Source organism: Nocardioides sp. URHA0020 (assembly GCF_000620705.1).
Taxonomy (GTDB): domain Bacteria; phylum Actinomycetota; class Actinomycetes; order Propionibacteriales; family Nocardioidaceae; genus Nocardioides.
Window position 1 is genome coordinate 62,044 of sequence record NZ_KK211170.1, and the last position, 20,566, is coordinate 82,609.

The 20,566-nt window shown below is 64.9% G+C and carries 19 protein-coding genes, 1 other RNA gene and 2 pseudogenes; 9 read left to right on the forward strand and 13 right to left on the reverse strand.

Features of this window, described 5'->3' with window-relative positions; genetic code table 11:
- Window positions 1-253: 253 nt before the first annotated feature.
- From N542_RS0117690 to N542_RS0117705, 4 genes are all read right to left on the reverse strand, one after another.
- On the reverse strand, window positions 254-1,414 hold the full coding sequence (locus N542_RS0117690; protein ID WP_155993191.1) for a hypothetical protein: 1,161 nt from the start codon (window positions 1,412-1,414) through the stop codon (window positions 254-256).
- Between the two features lie 375 nt (window positions 1,415-1,789).
- On the reverse strand, window positions 1,790-2,980 hold the full coding sequence (locus N542_RS0117695; RefSeq protein ID WP_051551997.1) for a GIY-YIG nuclease family protein: 1,191 nt from the start codon (window positions 2,978-2,980) through the stop codon (window positions 1,790-1,792).
- Window positions 2,977-4,929 carry a DEAD/DEAH box helicase gene (locus N542_RS0117700; protein ID WP_231482751.1) on the reverse strand — a complete coding sequence of 651 codons (1,953 nt, stop codon included), beginning with the start codon at window positions 4,927-4,929 and terminating at the stop codon, window positions 2,977-2,979. Before N542_RS0117700 ends, N542_RS0117695 begins: the two co-directional genes overlap by 4 nt.
- Window positions 4,930-4,952: 23 nt before the next feature.
- A complete protein-coding gene (locus N542_RS0117705) occupies window positions 4,953-7,649 on the reverse strand; it encodes a DNA methyltransferase (protein WP_036508650.1) in 2,697 nt (898 codons plus the stop codon).
- Window positions 7,650-7,996: 347 nt separating this feature from the next.
- Here N542_RS0117705 and mobF point away from each other — a divergent pair, with 347 nt between their 5' ends.
- Window positions 7,997-9,001, forward strand: a complete 1,005-nt coding sequence (mobF, locus tag N542_RS28165; RefSeq protein ID WP_028645072.1) for a MobF family relaxase — start codon at window positions 7,997-7,999, stop codon at window positions 8,999-9,001.
- Window positions 8,887-9,672 (forward strand): annotated as a pseudogene (locus N542_RS28170) (AAA family ATPase); the annotation flags it as partial. The gene mobF and the pseudogene N542_RS28170, both read left to right, overlap by 115 nt.
- 14 nt (window positions 9,673-9,686) lie before the next feature.
- On the opposite strand, the gene N542_RS28175 reads toward N542_RS28170, so the two are convergent.
- Window positions 9,687-10,160 carry a hypothetical protein gene (locus N542_RS28175; RefSeq protein WP_231482777.1) on the reverse strand — a complete coding sequence of 158 codons (474 nt, stop codon included), beginning with the start codon at window positions 10,158-10,160 and terminating at the stop codon, window positions 9,687-9,689.
- Between the two features lie 109 nt (window positions 10,161-10,269).
- Here N542_RS28175 and N542_RS28180 point away from each other — a divergent pair, with 109 nt between their 5' ends.
- Window positions 10,270-10,539, forward strand: coding sequence for a hypothetical protein (locus N542_RS28180; protein WP_028645074.1), 270 nt, complete (start codon window positions 10,270-10,272; stop codon window positions 10,537-10,539).
- 14 nt (window positions 10,540-10,553) lie between these two features.
- Here N542_RS28180 and N542_RS28450 read toward each other — a convergent pair whose 3' ends face one another.
- Both N542_RS28450 and N542_RS27945 read right to left on the reverse strand, forming a co-directional pair.
- Window positions 10,554-10,688: a DUF433 domain-containing protein gene (locus N542_RS28450; RefSeq protein WP_442937496.1), complete on the reverse strand. Its 135-nt coding sequence runs from the start codon at window positions 10,686-10,688 to the stop codon at window positions 10,554-10,556.
- Window positions 10,628-11,440 carry a helix-turn-helix domain-containing protein gene (locus tag N542_RS27945; protein ID WP_051551999.1) on the reverse strand — a complete coding sequence of 271 codons (813 nt, stop codon included), beginning with the start codon at window positions 11,438-11,440 and terminating at the stop codon, window positions 10,628-10,630. The genes N542_RS28450 and N542_RS27945 overlap by 61 nt, the downstream gene beginning before the upstream one ends.
- A gap of 153 nt (window positions 11,441-11,593) precedes the next feature.
- Here N542_RS27945 and N542_RS0117730 point away from each other — a divergent pair, with 153 nt between their 5' ends.
- From N542_RS0117730 to N542_RS25455, 4 genes are read left to right on the forward strand one after another with little or no spacing between them, the layout of a single operon-like run.
- Window positions 11,594-11,824 carry a helix-turn-helix domain-containing protein gene (locus N542_RS0117730; protein ID WP_028645075.1) on the forward strand — a complete coding sequence of 77 codons (231 nt, stop codon included), beginning with the start codon at window positions 11,594-11,596 and terminating at the stop codon, window positions 11,822-11,824.
- A 27-nt stretch (window positions 11,825-11,851) separates the two neighbouring features.
- Window positions 11,852-13,042 carry a tyrosine-type recombinase/integrase gene (locus N542_RS25450; RefSeq protein WP_081795285.1) on the forward strand — a complete coding sequence of 397 codons (1,191 nt, stop codon included), beginning with the start codon at window positions 11,852-11,854 and terminating at the stop codon, window positions 13,040-13,042.
- 14 nt (window positions 13,043-13,056) lie between these two features.
- Window positions 13,057-13,518 carry a helix-turn-helix domain-containing protein gene (locus N542_RS27950; RefSeq protein WP_036508654.1) on the forward strand — a complete coding sequence of 154 codons (462 nt, stop codon included), beginning with the start codon at window positions 13,057-13,059 and terminating at the stop codon, window positions 13,516-13,518.
- Window positions 13,519-13,537: 19 nt separating this feature from the next.
- Window positions 13,538-14,308, forward strand: coding sequence for a nucleotidyl transferase AbiEii/AbiGii toxin family protein (locus N542_RS25455; RefSeq protein WP_051552003.1), 771 nt, complete (start codon window positions 13,538-13,540; stop codon window positions 14,306-14,308).
- 34 nt (window positions 14,309-14,342) lie between these two features.
- On the opposite strand, the gene N542_RS0117750 is transcribed toward N542_RS25455, so the two are convergent.
- Window positions 14,343-14,816 carry an AAA family ATPase gene (locus N542_RS0117750; protein ID WP_197026018.1) on the reverse strand — a complete coding sequence of 158 codons (474 nt, stop codon included), beginning with the start codon at window positions 14,814-14,816 and terminating at the stop codon, window positions 14,343-14,345.
- Window positions 14,817-15,020: 204 nt separating this feature from the next.
- Window positions 15,021-15,401, reverse strand: a complete 381-nt coding sequence (locus N542_RS0117755; protein ID WP_028645078.1) for a hypothetical protein — start codon at window positions 15,399-15,401, stop codon at window positions 15,021-15,023.
- A 516-nt stretch (window positions 15,402-15,917) separates the two neighbouring features.
- Between N542_RS0117755 and N542_RS0117760 the strand changes: the two genes are divergently transcribed.
- Window positions 15,918-16,694: a hypothetical protein gene (locus tag N542_RS0117760; RefSeq protein WP_028645079.1), complete on the forward strand. Its 777-nt coding sequence runs from the start codon at window positions 15,918-15,920 to the stop codon at window positions 16,692-16,694.
- 101 nt (window positions 16,695-16,795) lie between these two features.
- Here the strand turns inward: N542_RS0117760 and N542_RS0117765 are convergent, their stop codons facing one another.
- From N542_RS0117765 to N542_RS0117770, 4 genes and pseudogenes are all read right to left on the reverse strand, one after another.
- A complete protein-coding gene (locus N542_RS0117765; RefSeq protein ID WP_036508658.1) occupies window positions 16,796-17,635 on the reverse strand; it encodes a nuclease-related domain-containing protein in 840 nt (279 codons plus the stop codon).
- A 158-nt stretch (window positions 17,636-17,793) separates the two neighbouring features.
- An RNA gene (gene rnpB / locus N542_RS26825) (RNase P RNA component class A) lies at window positions 17,794-18,186 on the reverse strand.
- Between the two features lie 54 nt (window positions 18,187-18,240).
- Complete coding sequence (locus tag N542_RS28185; RefSeq protein WP_231482755.1) at window positions 18,241-18,402, reverse strand: HNH endonuclease; 162 nt, start codon at window positions 18,400-18,402, stop codon at window positions 18,241-18,243.
- 98 nt (window positions 18,403-18,500) lie between these two features.
- Window positions 18,501-19,487: pseudogene (locus tag N542_RS0117770) on the reverse strand (DUF222 domain-containing protein); the annotation flags it as partial.
- A gap of 516 nt (window positions 19,488-20,003) precedes the next feature.
- Here N542_RS0117770 and N542_RS0117775 point away from each other — a divergent pair.
- Window positions 20,004-20,549: a GNAT family N-acetyltransferase gene (locus N542_RS0117775; protein WP_028645082.1), complete on the forward strand. Its 546-nt coding sequence runs from the start codon at window positions 20,004-20,006 to the stop codon at window positions 20,547-20,549.
- Window positions 20,550-20,566: the final 17 nt, after the last annotated feature.

Here is a 20,566-nt window from a genome sequence, read left to right on the forward strand (position 1 = left end):
AACGTGCGAGCAAAGACCCCTGTGCTGAGACCAGGTGCTCGGACAGCACCGGATCCGAGGCCGTGTCGTCTCGGCCGAATTGGCGCGTGGCTCCTGTATCCCTAGGTCGTGCCACAAACGAGCGTCGGCAGCGAGCGCGGGACCGAAAATGCCACGGTGGACGACAGCGCAGCTTATATCGATGGGAGCATCGGGCCGTAGCGGAGCTTCGCCTGATTGATTCTGCTGCACGCCATCCAGCCTTCTTGCACGACTACCCGAAGACTCCCCACGCCCTGCCGCTGGTCATGCGGTAGTCCGAGGTCTGGGCCTGACTGAGCGCCCGGTATCGACGCTTGTCGGTACGGCTCGCAACTCGCATTTCATAGTGGAGGTCCCGTCCAACAGCTACTTTGCTGAACAGTAGGCACGTCTGGTCGTACGTCGCGGGCCACGGAGGGGCGCCCGGCACAGGCAGCGTCAGCACGTCCATCGAGTTGTCGCTGAACCGCATGGGCCTCGTTTCAAAAGTCCCGGTCGCCGCGTGCCGAATCGGCACATTGCCGAGCGCTTGGTTGGTGTCGACGCGGCTAGCTGACCGGCCGAAGAAGACTCTTGTCATCGGCGACATCATCAGCTGGTCGCCGGCCTGATTCGGTCCGCGGTTCTTATGTAGGTTTCCCGTCTCAATCCAAAGGTGGTTCGCCACGCGCAGGGCGTGCAGTCTCTCAGGAGTTACGCCCCTGCGGTTCGTGGTAACAACCTCACTCGGGTCCGTGTCGTCCTCGGTCGGGATCGCCCGACGAACGGCTTCCGCCTTGTAGCGGGCGTGGTAGTCAGAGTGGATGGATCGCCATGGTGTCGCTGATCGCCACACTCCCTGAAACCAGGTGACGTTGCGGTCCAGTACCTCCCAGAGCAGCTGTTCTTCGGCGACCAATGGGTTGACGACTTCTGCGATGGAACCCACTTCGGCTCCGCCAACGAGCCCGTTACGGGATAAATTCCCCGACCCATGGACCGCCGACCGCAAGTCCGCCCCGTAGGCGAAGGTCGCTTTGGGATGCCAAGGGGTGCGCGGGATGCATCCGACTTTCCCTACGACCGTACGGCCGTCATAGATACGCACGTTGCTGCCAGGTATTGCAGCGAGCCGGTCGAGCGCGGTCGGCTGCGTGCGGAGCCAGTCGATGCCCACCAGGAACCTCTTGGCTGCAACCGACCAGTGGCGACGGGCACGGTCATTGTTATCCATCGAATCCAACAGCACCGTGACGCCAGAATCGGTCGCGTACGCGACAGCCACGTCGACATTAGCGACCCCGGGCGTGATCATCATCTCTTGAAGCGCCGCTGCGTGATTTCCGTCGTTGGGCTGGTGAATGAAGCGGTACTTAAGCACGTCAGTCGCCTCTCGTGTCTTCGACGTGCTCATGTAAGCGTGATGACCGCTCCCTGTACCAGCATTTGGCGAAATTCGTGGCTACGACCTGTCCCACAGAGCCGAGGCGCGGCCGGTCGCGAGTGACGGCACGGCACCCTCCGCATGGTGCATCGAATTCTCCACCGGCACACCGGACAGGTCGGTGATCGGGCCGTTGATCGCCGGTGCACCGTTCTTCCGCAGTGAAGACTCGTCGCCCCGTCCCTACACGGTCATCAACCTTGCCGGCGTACTGCAGCACAAGGAGTCCCGCGCCCGCCGAGCGGCCGAGGCGCCCACTTCCACTTCCCGGCTCGGACCGACTCTGCGCCTGGCACGTCTTCAGATCTGATCGCTGATAAGAACGGGTGCCCGCGACCAGCCGATCTAGCTTCGCGCTCTCAGTCGAGCCGAGGCGGCGTCGTAAACGAGGTTGACGATTCCACCGGAGATGATCAGCTCGACGGCTTGATCGATGATCGGCAGCGGAACGACGAACCACTCGGACGGGTCGTAGTCCCGACCGTTTCGGTCGATCTGAGTGATATCGAGACGCACCTCTGTGAATACGCGGTGTACCAGGTTTTCCAGCGCCGATGCTCGCAGATTGTAAGCACGGTAGGCGGCGGCGACCTCCACAGGGGCCATCAGGAAGGTCGGTGAATTCCCCGCGTTCTTGATCCGCTGCTCGACTGATCCGCGGGAAAACCCAATCTTGTGTAGATCCTTGATCCGGCAGATCTGCGGGTCCTTGCTCAGTGAGCGTAGGACGTAAATATATCCGCTGACCTCATCCTCAGCGAGGATTTCCGGTGTTTCGGACCGGGCGACAATCTGACCGTCTTCGTCGCTTAGCCGGATTGCAAGCGACTGTCGGTACATCGACGACTCGGTGCCGTTCTCGAAGACACAGCGGAGACGTTCCCGTTTGTTCTCGCGTGCCGTCGTCTTCTTGTACTCGGTCTCTCCAACTTCAGCGATGAACAGCATCACGCCGTTCAGGACGAAGAAGGCGCCCGGCACGATGTGACTCAAGCCGGGATACGGGAGAAGCTTGCTGGTGCCGTCGCGGAGCTCGGCGTGCTTTTGTTTGAACAGCGGATCGTACTGCTCGAAGTCCTCGGCCGGCTTTCGGCGGGCGGCGTCACCCGTGTCGAACTGCTGCCGGCGGACGGGCAGGTCGGAGACGTCGAGTAGCCCGGACTCGTCGCCGAGCAGGTCGAGTTCGTCCCCCTCCAGCAGGTCGTCGAGCGAGCCGGGCGCCTCGGGGATCTCCAGAAGCCCAAACTCATCGAGAGGCTTCAACGCAGCCATCTTCTCCGCACTGGCGAGAATGCCATCGAGTCTCGCGCCCAGCTTGCGCTCAGCGATCTCGCGGGTCTGTGAGTCCGGAATCCGGCCGTGGCCGCGACGAAACGCCACGATCTCCAGGAACGCACGCTCTAACCGGTCGGTGGCCGTGACTCTCTTCGGCTTCTCGGGCGCATCGAGCAGACCGTCGACGTCAGCAGCGAGCAGCGCCTCGATGCTGGTCGTGAATTGGAAGTCGACCGGACCCACGCTGGCTTCGCCGCTCATGCTTCGCCTGCCATCTGAGCTGCTCGTTGATCTGCGAGGTGCTGCTGCTTCCTCTTCTGCAGGTACAGCAGCACCTCGGCATAGCGCTTCTCGGTCGGGTCCTCGGTGCGCATTTGAGGCTTCCGCCCGTTGACCTTGGCCCAAACCTGGATCTTCGGGAACAGCGCGAAGGCTTCCTCGTCGGTGAACTCGACCCGTGTCGCGGTGATCGCGTCCGAGATAATCCGCAAGACGCTCGGGGTGACCGACTTGGACATGACCTCGAAGGCGCGCTGGAACGGGTTGACCGAGTCGATCAGGTTGATGTTGATATCGTCGATGTTGACGAACCTCTCGGCCATCTTGATGAAGCGCTTGTCGCCGACCTCGCGGACCTCGCCGTTCTTGATCACTGAATCCACGACGACCTGCTGCCGGAGCTCCTCGACCTGCGACTCGTCCAAGTCGGGGTATCGCTCGCGGATGATCTTCGGGATCAGCACCTTGTTAGTGGTTTCCGGATCTGCCGAGCCAGCCGCTGCTCTCGCGAAGGTGTCGTCTTGCAGGATCGTCGCCTTCAGATCATTGAGATCGGTCTCAACGATTTGCTTGACACGCGCAGTCGACGGTTCCTTGAACCCCTTGATCTTGATGACCCCTGGCGCCATCGGGTCATTGGCGTCGCCGGTGTGCTTGGTCTTGAACGTGAAGTTCTGCGCCAGAACCTGCTCCATGAGCAGTGACGCCGTTATGGCCTTGAGCATGTTGTTCACCGATACTTTCACCTCGCCCTGGGAGGCATCAGGCTCGGCGATCAGGTTCGTGAACTGAGCGTGCTCCTTGCCCGGGCTGTCTCGGGTGACGCGGCCGATGATCTGGATGACCTCGGTCAGGGACGCTCGGTAGCCAACCGTGAGGGCGTGCTCGGCGAACGGCCAGTCGAAGCCTTCCTTCGCCATCCCAAGCGCGAGGATGACATCCACCCCGTCGCGATCTTTGGAGGCGAACGTGGAGAGGTAGTGCTGGGTGTCGGCACGCTTCTTCTGATCGGTGTCGTCGACGAGATCGGCTAGTCGAATGATCGCCCCGTTGTCGGCCCGACGGATGCTGATGATCCCGGTGTCGGGGTCGGTGGACTCGACGTGACCGATCGAGTCGATGATGAAACCGACCTCTTCAATCTTGTCCTTCGTGGACTCGCCCGAGTTCACGTTGGGGATGTGAATGATCGTCTTCTTGCCCAGGTCGAAAACTTCGCCGATCGCATCGGTGTAGCGGCCCTGGTAGAAGTGGTGGCCAATGCCGAGCGACTTCAGATGCTCGTATCCGTTGAGCTGGTCGTAGTAGTTGAAGGTGACCGGGGTGAACCGCGCCTCCTCCACGGCAGACAGCACCGGCACAGAGTCGCCGCGGAAGTAGGAGCCGGTCATCGCAACGATGTGGACGTCGGAGCCGTTCATCACCTCGCGCAGTAGCGCACCGAGGCGGTTGGCTTCGATGTCGGCAGACACGTGGTGGAATTCGTCGATCGCAAGAACGGTGCCGTTGAACGCCGCGGGGGCGAGCCTCTCGAACGCGAACCGCAGCGTCGCGTGGGTGCAGATCAGGACGGCCTCGGGACCGTTCAGGAAGTCAACGAATGCGCCGACCTTGCCCTGCGACGAGCCGGGGTCGCACAGGTTGTGTTCTGGCTTGACCTCCCAGTCGGCGAAGAATCCGAAATTGGTCAGGCTGGTCGAGGAGAACGACGCGCCGATCGAGCGTTCGGGGACGGCGACGATGACCTTCTTGCGGCCCTGGTGGTAGAGCTTGTCCAGGGCGACGAACATCAGGGCACGTGACTTGCCCGATGCCGGCGGTGCTTTGACCAGAAGGTGCTGGGCGTCGCGCTGGGCGAAGACGCGCCGCTGCATCTCTCGCATTCCCATCGCGTCGGTGTTGACCGACGCCCCGGTCTGGGCGTAGGTCACGTCGACGACGTTGAGCAACTTATTCAAGTTTGCGCCCCCTCCGGGCTCTCATCAGCGGTCATCGCCTCATACATGGCGAACAGGTCCGACAGTCTTTGCTCGTCGGTCTCGTATCCGCGCTTGGAGTAGATCGAGTCGACCAGCGCGTCGACCTCAGCGTGGGCTGCGCGCAGGTCGGCCACCATCAGGTCGGGATCGTAGAGCTCCCCAAGGGTCTTCTCGCAGTGATACTCGCGGACGTCCAACACTCGCAACGCTGCCACGGTCAACTGCTCCTTGACAGCATCACTCAGCGGAGGGAGGGGAAAGTTGTTGTAGACGATCGTGTTCGAGTAGCGATAGTCCGTCTTCAACTGGCCACCCACCGACCGCGCCCAGGCCATGTGCATTCGCGACGTCAACAGCGCGAACAGCCAGGGCTCGGCGTCATACACGCCGAAAGCCGCATCCGAGATGACTGTGTCTGGGCCGAGGTAGTCGATCGGAATATATTCACGGCGAGCCGACGAAACGCGAGGCACGATGATCGAGTCCGTGGGCTTGTAGCTGATCTGAACGAACCGGTGCGGCTGGGCAGCAAATGCCGCTGTGCTTTCCGCCTTGCTCGTCGAGCGCTCCGCCGCCACGCGATCGAATCTCGTGCCGATCGCGGCAATCGACCGTGCCAAACCAGCTTGGCCATCTGGCACCCATAGGCAATAGCGCTCACCGTCGTTGATGAACTCGGACGACCCCATATAGCGCTTGATGAACGCCTCGCTACGACCGTCCGCCTCGATCATCTGCCTCCGCTCGTCAGGCGACAAGATGAGACCGCCGCCGTCACGCGGCATTGATCCGAACACCATGTCCGGCCGAGGGGCTCCCAATGGCTTGCGCCGACGCTCCATCACGACGTCAGCACCATCTGCGAGGTATCCGTTGATGTTGGTGGCAGCGATTCGGAGGTCGTCGGTGTACAGGTATTTCGGCGACGACGCCTCGTTCCTCAACCCGATCACGGCCACCGTCACGCCCGCGTTGCGCTTGGCGTTGTTCTCCCACTTGAACGAGGTGTAGGCAAACCCGACCTCGATGCCCTTGGCGAAGATCATCGGAAACATCAGACCGACGTGTTCGCCTTGGGCCACCGAGTTGGTCGTCACGAAGGCGAGCGAAGCTTCCGTGCCTTCGATGTAGTCGGCGCCCTTGATGAACCACAGCGCGATGTAGTCGAGGTTCTTCGAGTACGGACGTCCCCGGAACACGTAGTCGTAGTCGGCCTTCTGGTCCTTGGCCTGAGTCTTGGCGCCGGCGTACGGCGGGTTGCCGATGAGGTAGATCTCTTCATCGCCGTTGTTGGGACACACTGACTGCCACTCGATCCGTGCGGCGTTGGCTTCGCGGATCTGACCGGTCTCCTTGAGCGGGATCAGCGGGATGGAGAGGTTGAACTTCTCCTTGAACTCGGCGTTCATCTGGTGCTTGGCGATCCACAGGGCGAGGATCGCGACCTCGACGGCGAAGTCGTCGAGTTCGATGCCGTAGAAGTTCTCGATGTTGATCTTCGACTCGGCGTAGAGCACCTGGTGGTTGACGTCGACCTCGGCGAGCCGCTCCAGGATCGCGTGCTCGATACGTCGCAGCTCCTTGTAGGCGATGACTAGGAAGTTCCCTGATCCACAGGCAGGGTCGAAGACCTTGATCTCGCTGATCCGGTCCAAGAGTCCCTCAAGCTTCCGCCGCGAGCCGTACGCAGCGTCGAACTCATCCTTCAGCCCGTTGAGGAACAGAGGCTCGATAGTCTTCAGGATGTTCGGCACCGACGTGTAGTGCTGACCGAGATCGGAGCGCTTGCCCGGGGTGACGATCGCCTGGAACATCGAGCCGAAGATGTCGGGGTTGATCTCGCGCCAGATTAAGGTGCCGGACTCGATCAGTAACTCGCGGGCCTTCTTCGTAAATTCCGGGACCCTGTGTTCGGCAGCGATCGTGAACAGCCGTCCGTTGACGTACGGAAACTCTCGAAAGTGCTGCGGCTTGTCGTTGGCGTGAGGCGTGTCCAGCGCCTTGAAGAGATCGGTCAGGAAGTCCGAGACGTCGGATCCGTCGGCCTGGGTGTGGCTGCCGACCGCAGTGGTGAACTGATTCTGACCGAAGATGCCGGTGTCCTCGGCGAAGAAGCAGAACAACAGCCGGGTGAAGAAAACGTTGAGGGAGTGTCTCCCGAAGGGGTCGCCGAGGATCTCAGGGTTCGCGGCGAGCAGCTCGTCGAAGAGCTTGCCCATCCGCTCCGCGGCCTTTACGTCAGCGTGCGCCTCAGCGACGTACTGCGCCTTCTCCATGCCGGCCCAGGGCAGGAAGAACGTGAAGTATTGGTGGATGTCGGCGATCGGCACCATCAGGTTCTCGCCGGTCTTCGTGTCGACGGCGAGCAACTCCACGTAGTCGGTGACGATGACGAAGCGCGGCCGGTAGCGCACCACTGCTGGGGCTGTCCGAAGCTCCTCGATGACGGCCAGCGGGTCGCAAGTCGTTTCCTTGAAGTAGACGACGTTCTTCTGTGCGACCTCGGTCGCAGGGTCGTCGGCAACATTGAGAGATCCATTGCGCAGGCGCGTGACGTTGCCCTGCGAGCGGCCGTATGCGAGCAGCAATTCGAAGATGAACTCGCGGTCATACGACGGCTGACCGCCGAGCGGAGCGACCCGCTCCTCGACCGCCTTCAGGTTGAGCTTCACTATCGAATCTTCTCAGTCGTGGGTCGGGTCAGAGGTCACCAGCGCACAGCAGTCTCATATCCCGATCCTGCCAGCAGGGGTCGCCTATCGCCCGACTACTTCTACCGCATCCAACCGACATCCCGAGGTCCTCTCCGGTCCGGCCTCCTTGCTCACCCAGCGCCGCGTCCCTCGACACTCACTGACAACCACCAACGGCTCCCAGAACCACTCGTCAGATCGCCTGTCTCACCCACCTCAATGAGCGGCACGCATGCTACCAATTTCGGTAACGCAAACCTGCTCTGACCTGCAGGTTTGCCGGTGTCGACGGTTGTCGAGGGAGGCGTTCTCGGGTGCATGGCGGGATGAAGATCTACCGCGGCAGCGCCGCCGCTGCTCGCAACTACGTCGAGGCCGATCGATCCCGGGCGGACGACTACTACCTGGCCGAGGGGAGCGGGCTGGCGCAGCGGCTGGTCGCCCGGCCCGGCGAGGTCCAGCTACGGGCGGACATGGATGGTGCGACGTACGAGCAGTGGGTGGCCGGGTACGACGTTGACACCGGGAAGGTCAAGGGCCGGCTCCGCACCGACGACCAGGCGGTGCGGTTCGTCGAGGTGACCGTCAACGGGCCGAAGACCTGGTCCGTGGCGGCCGCGCTGCACCCCGAGATCGCGGAGGCGTACGACGCTGCCCAGGATCGCGCCGCGGTCGAGATCGTCGGCTGGCTGTCCGAGCACTCGACCACCCGGGTCGGGCCCCGCGGCCGGCAGGTGCAGGTGCCGGTCGGGGAGATCGAGGCCGCCGTTGTACGCCACTTCACGTCGCGGGCCAGTGATCCGCACCGGCATCTCCACCTCCAGATCAACGCGCGGGTCTTCGCCGATGGCCGTTGGCGGGGGCTGCACACCGTAGGGGTCCGCGACAGCCTCGAGGCGATCAACGGCATGGGGCACGCCTCAGTGATGACTGATCCCGGATTCCGCGCCGCGCTGGCGGCGCATGGCTACTCCCTCGACGACGAGAGTAGCGAGGTCGTCGAGCTGGCTCCGTACGTCGGAGCGTTCAGTGCGCGGGCCCGGCAGATCGAGACCAACATCGACCGCTACGAGGCCGAATGGCGTGGTGAGCATGCTGGCGAGGAGCCCGGTCCGGCGCTGCGCCAGTCGTGGGACCGGCGGGCGTGGTCAGACGCTCGCCCGGACAAGGTCGTCCCGATCTCCGGGGAAGACCTGCGCAGGCGATGGGTCGAGGAATGGGAGAGCTGGGGTTCGCCGCACCGGGTCTCGACAAGCTCGACCAACGAAAGCGGGTCCCGGCTGTCCGGCCGGGGGAGCTCGACCGAGAAGCTGTGGTCGAGACAGCACTGACGCGGCTCGGCTCCCGACGCTCGGCATGGAACGCCGCCGACGCACGCGGTGAGGTCGAGAAGCTCATCGCCGCAGCGGGCTTGGTCGTCGACGGTGCCGTACGTCGCGAGCTCGCCGAGGATCTCGCTGCCCGAGTCGTCGAAGCCTCGCGGCCGCTGCTCGGCCGCGATGACGTGCCCGAGCACGTCCGGTCCCTCACTTCGCCCGTGGTGCTCGCGGTCGAACGGGACCTCGTCGACCGGATCGCTCGGCGCGCGGGCGCCGGGACGATCACCGTGGTCGATGGCGCCGCCGGTTCGGGCAAGACGCGGCGCCTCGCAGCGATGCGCGCGCAGGTCGAGGCGCGCCGCGGGCGGATGCTGGTCGTCTCGCCGACCAGGAAGGCCGCTCAGGTCGCGGCCGGTGAGGTCGGCACGCACACTGACTCCGTGGCGCGGCTGCTGTATCAGTACGGCTACCGCTGGGATTCGGACGGACGGTGGGGACGGGTAGTGCCAGCCCCTGGAGCGCCGCGGCTGGACCGCCGTACCCATCTCGTCGTCGACGAGGCCGGGATGCTCCATCAGGACACGGCCCGCGCGCTCCTCGAGCTCGCCGACAATGCCGGCGCTCAAATAACGTTGATCGGCGACCGCCACCAGCTCCCCGCCGTTGGACGCGGGGGAGTGCTCGACCTCGCGGTCCGTTACGCCCCCGACCGTGTCGTCGAGCTCGAGGGCGTACGCCGTTCACCGATCCGAAGTACGCCGACCTGTCGCTGCAGATGCGCCGTGGTGAGCGAACTGGTGAGGTGTTCGACGAGCTCGTCCGCCGAGGTCTTGTGGTCGTGCACGCCAGCGGCGTCGAGCGGACCGCTGTGCTCGCGACGCGCGCCGCGGACGGTGACCTGGTGGTCGCCGACACGTGCGAGCAGGTTGCGCAGATCAACGGGATCGCTCGCCAGTTCCGCGTTACCACCGGTGCGGTCACCGGTGGGCAGCTCACCACGACGGGGGAGCAGATCGGCATCGGCGATCGCATCGCCACCCGTCGCAACGACACCGACCTCGGTGTGGCCAACCGGGAACTCTGGACCGTGATCGGCTCGCAGCACGGCGCGCTCGATGTCGTCGGTGACTCCGGCCGTCGCACCCTGCCGGCGCAGTACGCGGCCGAGCACGTCGAGCTGGCCTACGCGACCACGGCGTACGGCGCCCGGGCTCGACCGTCCAGACGTCACACCTGCTGGTCGGCGAGCACACACCGGTGCCGCCTCGGCGTACGTCAGGATGACCCGCGGCCGCGAGCGCAACGTCGCGCACCTGGTTGCTGAGTCCACCGATGACGCCCGCAACCAATGGATCGCCGTCTTCGGCCGCGACCGCGCCGACCTCGGCCCCGCCCACGTCGCCCAGCTCGCCGCGGACGCGGTCGACCGGTACGGCCCGACCGCGCCGAGGCGGCGGCCGACGACTCGGCCACTGGTGCCAGTCCGGCGAGGGGCCGACCTCAGCTACCGGCCACCGGCGCAGACCTCCGGGGGCGCCATCGGTCTCTGACCGAACCAGCCGCCTCAGGGCGCCGTCATGATGCTCGGGTCGACCTTCGTAGCGGCGTACGTCAAACAGGCCTTGATGTCCTCCGACGTCAGGTCCGGGTGATTCGCCAGGATCTCGGCCTCGGCTGCGCCCGCAACCAGCAGTGAGATGACGTCGGTGACGCGTACGCGCGTACCACCAACGACAGGACGCCCCTGGGAGATCCGGGGTTAATGGAGATGCGCTGGAGCAAGGATGCGATCCGAGCGGTGTGAGGGTCGGGCGCAGGTCTTGGGTCGAAACGGGACCGCCGCGGTGGTGGCGGGGGAGGCGGTGGCGGCAGCAACTCGAATCCACGAATTCGGGCGTACGCCGCGGTCTCCGGATCCTGTCCGTGCCGGTGGAAGATGTTTCCGATGAGCCGGCTCTCGCGAGCAACCGCGATCGCCGGCAGCCAGACCTTGCGGACCGGCGCGGGAAGGTCGAGCTCATCCCACAGGTCGACGAGGAGCGCGCCGTCGAGCCACCGGATCATGTGTTGGGGGAGTCCCTGAAGGATCAGGATCTCGTAGGCACGGCGACGATCGGTCCGATCTTTGAGGTTCCATTCTTCCTTCGGTGCGTGCCGCACCAGGTCGGGGATATGAAGGGTGTCAAAGCAGTCGGGCGTCTGCACTCGCCACAGCAGGTTCGGCGCCCAGAAGGGGTCGATGCCCTCGGGGTGGTACTCCTCGAAGTCAATCCGCACGTGCAGCATCAGCTCGCAACCCATCACGCCCAGCAGTCGCGCCGCGACGTTCAAGGACGGGGTCTTCAGTCCGCGCTCGTACGCCGAGATCGTCGCCTGGGACGTGCGACCCCTCCGGGCCAGCTCAGCCTGAGTGAGGCCGCTGACTCGTCTCGCCACTTCGACGAGATACACCGGGTCTGTAGCCCGACGATACCCAATCGAGTGTTTCAGGCCCCTGGGCTGGCACGTGCTGCGCACCTAGCTGGTGAACGGCCGACTCCACCGACGACAAGCACTAGCTGTCCGCGAGGGAGCACATCCATCACTCACCGGAGGTACGCACCAATGACTGCCACGACCCACCACGTCCCGTTCCCCGAGCGCGACCCCGAAGACCTGCTGACATTGTCCGAGGTGGCTGAGATCCTGAGAGTTCCGGTCAACACGATGCGCTGGTGGCGCCAGCGCGGCGTCGGGCCGGAGTTCTTCAAGATCGGCCGCCACCTCGTCACCACCGTGGGCGACGTACGACGGTTCATCCGCGAGGAGCGCCGCCAGCAGCGTGGCGCTCTCTGATCCGCACCCACCTCCCACGGAGGAGCCATGGCCAACATCCAGAAGCGGCCGGACGGCCGCTGGCGTGCTCGGTACCGCGACGAGGCAGGTCGCGAGCACGCCAAGCACTTCGCGCGCAAGGTCGAGGCGCAACGCTGGATCGACGAGGTCGCCACCTCGATCGTCACCGGCCAGTACGTCGACCCGCGCGCCGGCAAGATCACCTTCCAGGAGTACGCCGAGCAGTGGCGCGCCGCGCAGGTCCACAGACCCACCAGCGCGGCGTACGTCGAGGGCATGCTCAGGCGCCACGTCTACCCGATCTACGGCGCCCGGGCGATCGGCAGCATCCTGCCCTCGGAGATCCAAGCGTGGGTCAAGCTGCTGGGCGTCGGAGATCGGGCGACGAAGCGCAAACCGCTGGCGGCCGGGACCATCGGCGTCCTGTCCGGGATCTTCCGCTCGGCGGTGCGGGACCGGCGGATCATGGCGAACCCATGCGAGGGCACCCGGCTGCCGCGGGTCGAACGACGGCGGATCAGTCCGCTGACCACCGTGCAGGTCGAGACGCTGCGTGCCGAGCTGCCCGACGAGCTCAAGGCGCTGGTCACCTTCGCCGCCGGGACCGGCATGCGCCAGGGTGAGATCTTCGGCCTGACCCGCGACCGACTGCGACTGCTGGGTGCGAACCCGGTGGTCTTGGTCGATCGACAGCTGCTGACACGGCTGGGTCGCGTCACCGAGTTCGGGCCGCTGAAGACGAGGGTGAGCTACCGCGCTATCCCGCTGCCCATGGCCGTCGTCGACGCCCTCAACGAGCACCTGGCGGCTCGCGACATCGCTGACGACGACCTGGTCTTCACCCTCGACGGCCGGCCGATCACCAGACAGGCCTTCGGCCACGTCTGGCGGCCGGTCGCCAAGATCGCCGGACTGAACGCCGCGACCGGCCCGGGCATGCACGCGCTTCGGCACTACTACGCCTCGCTGCTGATCCGGTACGGCGAGTCCGTCAAGACCGTGCAGATCCGACTCGGACACGCGTCCGCTGTAGAGACGTTGGATACGTACAGCCACCTGTGGCCAGACTCGGACGACCGCACTCGCGATGCGATCGACTCGGTGCTCGGGCCGCGCCGAGAGGGCGAACAGGAGGTGCCGGGCGCGTACGGCTCCCGCGCGGACGCGCTCGAGGTCGCCTGGAATTGTTTCTCATTGTTGATATTTCGGCTGAAATGACTAAAATGAGAAACATGCCAGCCACTAGTCCCTACATGAGCGCAGAACAACGGGCGGATCTCGAACGCCTGGGCGCGCGCCTCCGCGAACGGCGGAAGGCCCTCGGTGTCACGGTAGTCGCCTGTGCAGAGGCTGCTGGCGTGTCGCGCGTGACCCTGCACAGGATCGAGGCCGGCAACCCCTCGGTCACGATTGGCGCCTACAGCAACGTCGCAGCCGCACTCGGGCTCCACCTCGTCGTCCCCATCCTCGACGCTCCAGGAGCAGAGCCGGAGACGATCACGGTCGGCGACTACCCCGGCCTCCGCACCCTGGCCTGGCAGACCGACGCCGGCACCAGCATCACGGAGACGGAGGCACTCAACCTCTACGAACGCGGCTGGCGAGACCTCGACCGGGAGACCCTCACGGATCAAGAGAAGGCGTTCATCCAGCACCTCGCGGACACCTATAGCAAAGGGAGGCTCTTTGTTTAGGCGCGTCCACCACCAACGGGTGGCCGAAGTGCTGTCAATGCTCGACGCACCGCTCCTGGCCGAGCACAACTGCTGGTTCGCAGGCGGCGCCGCGATCGTCCTCGCCAACGGTGAGTACCGAGAGTCGGTCGACATCGAGTTCCTGGTCTCCGACCAGCAGTCCTACCGCCAACTGCGCCAGATCGTCAGAGATCGTGGGCTCAACGCTCTGGCGACACGCAACCTGGAGGTGGGTCGAACCCCTCCGGTCGATGGCTACAAAATCCGGACCTCGGTGCTCGTTGGCGGGGTGGCGATCAAGATCGAAATCATCCACGAAGGTCGCATCGACCTCGACACTCCCTCGTCAGAGGACAAAATCTGCGGTGTACTGACCCTGACGCGAACCGACCAGGTCGCAAGCAAGCTGCTTGCCAACGATGACCGCTGGGCAGACACCTCGACGTTCAGCCGCGACCTCATCGACCTGGCCATGATGAGACCCGACACAGCCGCCCTGAAGGCTGGCGCGCGCAAGGCATTCGACGCGTATGGCAAGACGGTCGGAGAGAGCCTCAGCAGCGCCATCTCCTACCTCCGCGAACACCCGCACCGTCTCGACCAATACATCCGCGCCCTCAACATCGAGGCGCCGCGAGCAGCTGTCTGGCAAAGCGTCCGCGATCTTTCCGCACGATGCGCCAGGATCGAAGGTCTCGGCCCGTCGATCATCAGTACTGCAGGTGCTCATGATGACGGTGATGGCTCAGCAAGAGATCACCAAAGTCGGATGGTGCTGCCGAGCGCCTAAGCAGCGAAAGGACCACAACGAAGACCGCAACTCGTTATGCGGTTCCGTCCTGAAGTGGAGTCCCTCTCGTGATCGGCATCGCGTGCTCCGGCGCCGGGTAATCCTTTGCCAGGTCCGCGATCAACTCCAACTCTCGTGCCAACCCCTCACGACCCCTCAACCGCACGTTGTGCTCGGCGCTGGCTGGGTCATTCGCGAAGTAGATGACATTCACATCAAGGGCTGGAACGTCGGCTCGCATCAAACTGATGATCCGGCTTAGGGCGCGCGCCCGGCAGTAGGCGACATCGCTGATAAGGACCGACTGGCCATTGCGCAGTGCCTCAATTGCAGCGGGCCGGTTCCGACTCCACTCAGGGTCAGGCCGCCCAAGGATCGCGTCCGCTTGGTAGTCATCTAATACGAGAACGTCGGGGTGTTCGACCTTGAAGTGCTCGTTAAGGTAGGTGGACTTCCCTGAACCTGGCAGTCCGACCAGGACGTGCAAGATTCCAACCGGCTGGCCCATGGCTGGCACGCTAGCGCTCCGCCCCAGCAGTTGGGCCTCCTTGGGTTCGGCTCCCTTCGGAGCGCTCATATCTTCGCGGCTGGGCGCGGCTTCAGGACGCACGTTGCTGAGTGCCACTACAGGCGGCGGGCCAGGCGGCCTCGTCCAGCTCAGCGCGGCTGAGCGAACCGAAAGCGAGCCACCGGGATCGCCCGGGCTGCCCCCTCACAGGTAGTCCGCGGGTGCTGGACAGCGCCGAACTTTCTTCAGCCAGGTTGGGTCAATCTCGGTCAGGTGCCGCGAATGGATAACCACATAGTTGTCTTGGATCACGTGCAGCCGGTCGCCCTTCGACACAATCCCCGGCTTGCCCCACGCCTGCGTCGAGTATTCGCCGTTGTCGAACAGAATGTCGTAGTCGTAGCCCGGCGCGTTCTCGTCGACGCGAATAGCCACATAGTCCGGGTGAGACCACGCGGACCACATCGCCTTGGCTTTCGGTCGCAGCCATTCCTTCAGCGGTTCTTCGATGATGAACTCCACTAGAGCACTCAGCTTCCTTTCGCGGTCGGCGGACGAGAGTCCGGGGGTGCGTTCAAAGATCATCTTGTCGACTCACCCATGGAGTGCGTCCCTCTGCCGCCTTGCTCGGCGGCTCTCGCTCGCGCTCACGCTGCCACATGCAGTGGTTCATGGTCTGCTCTTGCACGAAGTTGAGATCTCGTTCGGGATGCGTCCACAACCGCCGCGCTGATCCAATGCACTTTCGCGGACAACCACGAGACTGGTAGACGATTGCGCGGATCCGTGGCAGCACCTTCGCCCTTCCAGCTCGGCACTGCCGCTCGGTCGAAGCGGCTTGGAACCGACCTATTGTCAAAACTGACGGGCGTCGTTCACAGTTCGGGTCTCTGATCTCTAGGAGATCGCCATGACTGAACGATGCGCGGCGAACGATGCGCGGCGAACGATGCGCGGCGAACGATGCGCGGCGAACGATGCGCGGCGGGACATGCGCGGGAGGGTCTGATCATCAGCTTGACGTCCCTCAGCAACGGACCGCCTGAACGCAATTCTGCTTGATCCGTAGGAAGTGGAGCTAGCGACCCCTAGTTTGGCCGTATGGATTGTGACTTTTCGGAATTCTCCTACGGTTACGCTGCCATTCGCGAGGCCGAAGCAGAACTGGCGACCATCTATCGAAGTGCGGCCGCGCCAGTGCTTCCGTCGTTGCTGCAAGAGGAGAAACTTGGCTGGGACGCCAAGTTGCAGTACGTCGAGTACTGCCTCTTCTTGCAATTCAAACGAGTGGAGTACGTCAGCCGACGGCATCCGGCGTCGCCGACCTGGTCCTACGTGGGCGGACCGCACTATCGGTTCTCGATCGACACCGATGGGCACCAGCACGCCGCCCTGGTCAGCCTCGAAAGCGCCCTTTCGACCGGCACTGACCCTGGCCACATCTATTACGCGGCCCCCGGCTTTCACCGACAACATGAGTTCGACGCTGCTTACAGCTACGGCGGAGTGCTCGAGAACTCTCACTTGGTGTCTCCAACCGAATTCCCAAGTTCCACCGGCAAGCATCACTTCGTCGCGGACCTAGCGGGTGGCCTCCAGGTTCTGTCGGAACCTCGCCGACCCGAGAGGATCGGCCAATGGGAGTCAATGCGCGAGCGCGCTCGGGTCAGGGCAACCGCTGCGTCGAATAGGCCGCGTAGGCGCGACATGACATTGGGTGGTCTGGAAGACGCTGTTCAGGAATCGATCAGCCGGCTCGGTCGCGACGTGCCTCGGACGATCGATGCTCCGATCACTCGCCGCCTTCAACGGTCAGCGGCTGCGCTGGGATGTGGGCTGATACTTCTCTTGGTTGATGATGAGGACGCGCTCGGCTGAACTCGACGAATCTCGCCTCCGCAGTTGTCCACGATCCGCAACGGATCCTGAAGGTGACTGGCGGCGATGTGCAGCAAGTCGCTGACTCCTCAGCCGGCCCGTCACGCCGGCGGCAGCGCTGACGCCAACGTTCGGTGGAGATCGTCGAGGCGCGAAGCGAGCAGGCCGTCGGCGGCGAGGCGCGGGTAGAGTTTCTTGGGCCAGAGAACTTCGACGTCGCGGGTGGTGAAGGCGCCGCCGATGAGCGGCCATTCGGCCTCGACGAAGCAGAGGACACCGGTGACGGGAATCGCATCACCGACGATGGCACGGACGACGTCGACCTGCTTGAGGACGCCGTCGACGAGCTTGGTCTGGTCGCGGGTGCCGACCAGGAGCTTCTCGACACGGGGCCGGAGGATGCCGCCTTCGACCTTGAGCGACGGCCGGCCCTTGTACTTCTTGGCGTCGATGACGTAGATGCCGGTCGGGGTGACGGCAAGGTGATCGATGTTGGCGCGGGTGCCCGGGATGCGGCGGTCATGGAGGACGCGCATCGTCTCGGAGGAGAGCTCGTTGAGCCGCTGGCCGAGGCGTTCCTCACCGAGCGCTCCAGTGTCCCACGCAGTCGTCGACTGTGGGTCGTCGGTGACCGCAAGGATGAGGCGGCCAAGTTTGGGGTGATCCTCGCGGATGCGGGTCTCGCGCTTGGCCTGACGGCGTTCATACTCGCGGCGCGCGGAGGCGCCGGGGGTTCCCACGTCGATCGGCGCCGCGGTCTCGACAGGCTCGACCAACGGAGTGGGCTCGACCGGCGGCGCCGGACTGGCGGGGGAGCAGTCGGGGCAGCGGACGGTCTTCGTCGAGCGCTCATAGATCGCCTCGGCTCGAGCAGCGAGCTCGGCTCCGCAGAGCCGGCAGACGCCTGCGTACCGGAGCTTCATCCGCTTCTCGCCAGCCATTTCGGACACGGCCGGACGCTATAGGTGCGAACCCCTAGCCGGCAGCGATTCGAACACATCGTCCCGGTAGTTTAAGAAGCAAGATTATTTCTCTTGCGGACTATGTGCGGACTACAACCGTGTCGTGATCGCGTTTCCGCAGGTCAGACGGTGTTTTGGGGACGGGCTGGCCTGTAGGCCGGGTTCTGTACGCCGAAGCGTGGCGACCATCCATCTACGACGACCGTTGCCGGCCGCCTCCAGCGATCTACCCGCGCACTCGGGCGGGCAGCCCTCGAACGTGCGCGCATCCGGGGCCCGGAGGCTCCGAACTTCTTGATCTTGCTCCAGGTGGGGTTTGCCTAGCCGACCGGGTCACCCCGGTCGCTGGTGGTCTCTTACACCGCCGTTTCATCCTTACCGCCCACCGTCGAAACGGCGGGAGGCGGTCTGTTTTCTGTGGCACTGTCCCGCAGGTTGCCCCGGGTGGGCGTTACCCACCACCTTGCCCTGTGGAGCCCGGACCTTCCTCGGCATCGGTTCCCCGATGACGCGGTCGCCCGGCCAGCCCGTCCGCGAGAGCAAGGATAGGGCAGGGAGCTGACCACGCGCGTTGTCCCAGGCTCCTATTGGCGTCGGGTGAAGGTGACCTTGCCGTTGTGGTGCTTTGCCATGGCGTACGTCGGGTCGTGTGCTCGGGCGTGGTGTCTCGGGCAGAGGAGCCCGGCGTTGTCGAGGTCGGAAGGACCGCCGTCGGCCCATCTGGTCCAGTGGTGGGCATGGCACATCCACGGTGGCCAGTCACAGCCGTCGGCGACGCACTACCGTCGCGCAGGGACAGGGCGGTGAGCTGGGCCTTGGTGAAGAACCGTCTGGATCGGCCGACGTCGAGGACCTGCGAGTCGGCGCCGAGGACGACCGGGATGATCTTCGCGGTGCACGCCAACCGGCGGGCCGCGGTCGCGGAGATCCGTTCTCCGGTGTCGAGGACCCCGGCCTTCTCGAGGCGGCCGAGGAGGGTGTCCAGGCCGATGGTCACCACGATCGTCGCGTCCCGCCCGCCCACCTGCGGGAGATCCTTCGCGGAGATTCTCTCGATGAGCTCGCAGAACGCTCGGCCCATCCGCTCGGGTCCGGGTCTGCGTTCGACGCCGGGGCCGTGGGTGGCGGCGAGGTGCTTGGGTGCGGCGAGCGCGAGGAGCATCTTCTTCAGCTCGGCAGCCTGCAACGCGGGCAACGTGAAGCGTCCGTGGACCTTGCCGTGGCCGTCGTCGCTCATCGTGAGCCGGCACGCTTGGGCTGCTTTGGCTTCTTCTCGTTCGAGGAGGTCGGACTCGTGCTGGTCGGCCAAGTCCGGTGCGATGACCTCGAGGAGTCTGCGTCCGAGGATGGTAAGGCGCTTCGCGTCGTGCTCTTCCGCGGCGGTGACGAGGTGTTCCTCGGCCTTGATCAGCAGCTCTGGGTCGAGACCGTCCGGGAGTGCCTTGACCGAGCGGATGATCACGTCGGCCTGCTCCAGCCGCAGGTCGCCGCGGGCGAGCCCTGATCGGACCCGGTCGTAGATGGCGAGGTCGTAGCCGCGGCGCACGATCCGGTATGCCGCAGACCTGGTCTCTCGGGTCTGATGGGCGTACCAGCTCGACGTGCTCGTGGCACCGACATCGGTGCCGACCTCGACCTCGTCGCCATGCGCGGCGACCCGGGTCTTGAGCTCCACGACTTGGGCTTCCAACTTCGTGAGCTCCAAGAGCGTGGTGGCTGCTTCCGGGGCGCTCATCGACCACACCGATGCGTCCACCAGAGCGTCAGCGATCCCGCGCATCTGCCCGGTCGCCAATGCCACCTGGTGGCGGGGCGTGGTCATCGTGGTCATGGTTCTAGCCAAGCACTGACCACCGACAGTGAGAGGCTCAGAACCCCTGTTTTTACAGGGTTCTGGGTCACAAGGAGGTCACGATCCGAGGGACTCATCCACACCCGGGTCGACGCCCTGTGGAGGGGCTTCCAGCAGCTTTTCGTACTACGCGAAGGGCGTGTCTCTAGGTGGTGGTTTCGAGGCTCGGCGCTGGCGCGTCTCACACCTCAACCGCCGGTAGGCCGGCCGATGGCCGCAAGCCACGGCCCGCCGTACCCGCGTAGTCAGCTTGTCGGCGAAGGATCCGAACCCCACCCGCAGGGCGCACTCATTGCCGCTTCTGCGCTGCGGGGGTTTCGAGGCTCGGGCCTGGCGGCCCTCGCACGTCAACCACCGGGGGTTTCGAGGCTCGGGCCTGGCGGCCCTCGCACCTCAACCACCGGGGACCTCAGACCTCAACCACCGGGCCCTCGCACCTCAACCACCGGCCCCGCACACGCTCGAGCAGCCGGTGGAGACCATTACGCTCGGGGGGTGGTGGAGGGGTATCGGATCCGGGGGTTGCAGGTCGGCGACGGGGCGGCGCTGGCGGCTGCGTACCGGCGCAACCGGGCGCACCTGGCGCCGTGGGACCCGAGCCGGCAGGAGAGCTTCTACACCGACGAGGTGCAGGAGCGCGAGGTCGAGCGGAACGTGGCGCTGGCCGAGGAGGGCAGGTCGTACACGTATCCCTTCTGGCGCGGCGACCAGGTCGTCGGGCGGATCGTGCTCTCGAACGTCGTCCGGGGACCGCTGCAGTCGGGCACGATCGGCTACTGGGTCGACCGGGAGCACCAGGGGCGGGGCCTGGCACGGGCCGGCGTCGAGCACGTCGTCGTCGCGGCGACGGCGATGGGACTGCACCGCCTCGAGGCCGGGACGATGCTCGACAACGCCGCCTCGCAGGCGGTGCTGCGGCGGTGCGGGTTCCGGGAGTACGGCACCGCGGAGCGGATCCTCTTCATCCGGGGGGAGTGGCGCGACCACCTGCTCTTCCAACGGGTCCTGCACGACGACCCGCCCGGGAATCCCGGCCGCTGAGCAGGCGTTAGAGGGAC